Source organism: Bacillus sp. 05T31 (assembly GCF_056396725.1).
Window position 1 is genome coordinate 1 of record NZ_JBFTMA010000586.1, and the last position, 2871, is coordinate 2871.

Here is a 2871-nt window from a genome sequence, read left to right on the forward strand (position 1 = left end):
CTGCTGGGGATGTTAACGCAGTTCATACCATTGCTCGAGTAATGGAAGACATCGGTTGGGCAATTATTACAAATCTACACATCTTATTCGCAGTAGCAATTGGGGGATCTTGGGCGAAGGATCGAGCAGGTGGTGCATTTGCAGCACTATTAGCATTCGTCTTAACAAACAGAATTACAGGAGCTATATTTGGCGTAAACGCTCAAATGTTAACGGATTCAAAAGCGACAGTTTCTTCATTTTTAGCAGGAGATTTACTTGTAAAAGATTACTTTACTTCTGTACTTGGTGCACCAGCATTAAACATGGGAGTTTTCGTAGGGATTATCACAGGTTTCTTAGGAGCTACTTTATATAACAAATACTACAATTATAATAAACTGCCACAGGCATTAGCATTCTTTAATGGAAAACGATTCGTACCATTCGTTGTAATTGTTTGGTCTACAGTCACTGCGATTGTATTATCACTTGTATGGCCATTTATCCAAAGTGGATTAAATGAATTTGGTCGCTGGATTGCAGCATCTAAAGATAGTGCACCAGTTATTGCACCGTTTGTATATGGAACGTTAGAACGTTTATTATTACCATTTGGATTACATCATATGTTAACGATTCCGATGAACTACACAGAGCTAGGCGGAACATATACGATGTTAACTGGCTCAAAGGTTGGACAAATTGTAGCGGGACAAGATCCGTTATGGCTTGCATGGATTACAGATTTAAATAACTTATTAGCAAATGGAGATACGAAAGCATATAACGATTTATTAAATAACGTTGTACCAGCTCGTTTCAAAGCTGGACAAGTTATCGGCTCAACKGCAGCGTTAATGGGGATTGCGTTTGCGATGTTCCGTAATGTTGATAAAGAAAAACGTGCAAAATATAAACCAATGTTCTTATCAGCTGCATTAGCAGTATTCTTAACAGGTGTAACAGAACCAATTGAATTCATGTTCATGTTTATTGCACCAGTATTATATGTTGTGTATGCGATTACAACAGGACTTGCATTCGCATTAGCGGATTTAATTAATTTACGTGTTCATGCATTTGGATTTATTGAGTTAATTACACGTACACCAATGATGATCAATGCAGGTTTAACGAGAGATTTAATCAACTTTGTCATTGTTTCATTAGTGTTCTTCGGCCTTAACTTTACATTATTCAACTTCTTAATTAAAAAATTCAATTTACCAACGCCAGGGCGTGCAGGTAACTATATTGATAATGAAGATGAGTCAACAGAAGGAACAGGAAATGTACAAGATGGTTCATTAGCAACAAAAGTTATTGATTTATTGGGCGGAAAAGATAATATTGCTGACGTAGATGCTTGTATGACACGTTTACGTATAACAGTAAAAGATTTAGATGTTGTTGCACCAGAAGCACAATGGAAACAAAATGGTGCTTTAGGACTTATCGTTAAAGATAAAGGTGTACAAGCAGTATATGGCCCGAAAGCTGACGTATTAAAGTCAGACATTCAAGATATGTTAGGTGCGTAATAATATGAAATTGCTAACTTTAAATTGTCACTCTTGGCAAGAAGAGAATCAAATTGAAAAAATAAAGTATCTTGCTAAAGCAATTCAAGAAGAAGATTATGATGTGATCGCATTGCAAGAAGTAAGTCAGTCTATACAAGCTGAAAATGTATGCGGTAACAAGAAAAAAGATAATTTTGGACTTTTACTGCTAGAAGAGTTAAGAGCATTAAATGTAAAAGAATACAATATTATTTGGGATTTCTCTCATATTGGATATGATGTGTACGAAGAAGGATTAGCAATTATAACAAAGCACAACATTGTAAAGGAAGATACGTTCTTTGTCTCARAAAATAAGGATACAAYGTATTGGAAAACACGCAAAATTGTAAGTGCAACAATTGCTTATAATGATAAGAATATAACGTTTTATTCTTGCCATCTCGGTTGGTGGAATGATGAAGAAGAATCATTCAAAGACCAAGTTGATCGTTTAATGGAGCGTGTAAATAGCAATGGACTTTCCTTCTTAATGGGTGATTTTAATAACAATGCTCGTTTGGAAGGAGAGGGCTATGAGTATATGATGCAAAAAGGTTTATATGACACATATGAACTAGCGATAAAGAAGGATGAAGGAACAACTGTCCAAGGTGAGATTGCTGGTTGGGATGAAAATAAACAAAACTTACGAATCGACCTAATATTAAGTAATCAAAGTAAAACAGTTACTTCTTCAAAAGTCATATTTAATGGAACAAATCGAAATGTAATTTCTGACCATTTCGGTGTAGAAGTACAATTAGATATATAATAGAAGAAACCCTCACAGATAATGAAAAGCTGGGAGGGTTTTTTGATAAATACAAGTATTCCCAAGAGAAAATACTTGTATTTTTTATGACATTTCCTATATATTTGTTATTATTGAATGTAAAACTAATTCGGTCATTTTGTATGCATACTTTTTTTACTTCGTTATATAATGAAGTAAGTGAAATATTTAATGGGAAAAATAGTATGTTTTCGTTTAATCCACGATGTAGAAAGTGATATAATTACAAAATGTATGTATCATTTTCTAAAGAAGGAAAAATATATAATTAGGTGATAACTTTTATGAAACAAATTTGGCGTATTTATAAGACAGATTTACGGAATGTAGCCAAACATTGGGCTGCAATTGTTATTGTTTTAGGGTTAATGATTTTACCATCGTTATATGCATGGTTTAACATTAAAGCTTCTTGGGATCCTTACGGAAATACGAAAGGAATCCCAATTGCAGTTTCTAACCAAGATGTTGGATCAAATTTAAGAGGGAAAGATATTAACATCGGGGAAGAAATTGTAGATTCACTTAAGA

3 protein-coding genes are annotated in these 2871 nt (G+C 34.0%); all 3 read left to right on the forward strand.

Annotated features, from left to right (window positions below):
* Nucleotides 1-1523: PTS transporter subunit IIBC (locus AC1DJR_RS24670; protein ID WP_477003728.1), on the forward strand; the 1523-nt coding region annotated here is incomplete at its 5' end.
* Between the two features lie 4 nt (nucleotides 1524-1527).
* Nucleotides 1528-2319 (forward strand): endonuclease/exonuclease/phosphatase family protein, encoded by a 792-nt coding sequence (locus tag AC1DJR_RS24675; RefSeq protein WP_477003729.1) that lies wholly within the window; start codon nucleotides 1528-1530, stop codon nucleotides 2317-2319.
* A gap of 305 nt (nucleotides 2320-2624) precedes the next feature.
* The coding region (locus AC1DJR_RS24680) for a YhgE/Pip domain-containing protein (protein WP_477003730.1) at nucleotides 2625-2871 on the forward strand (247 nt) is incomplete at its 3' end.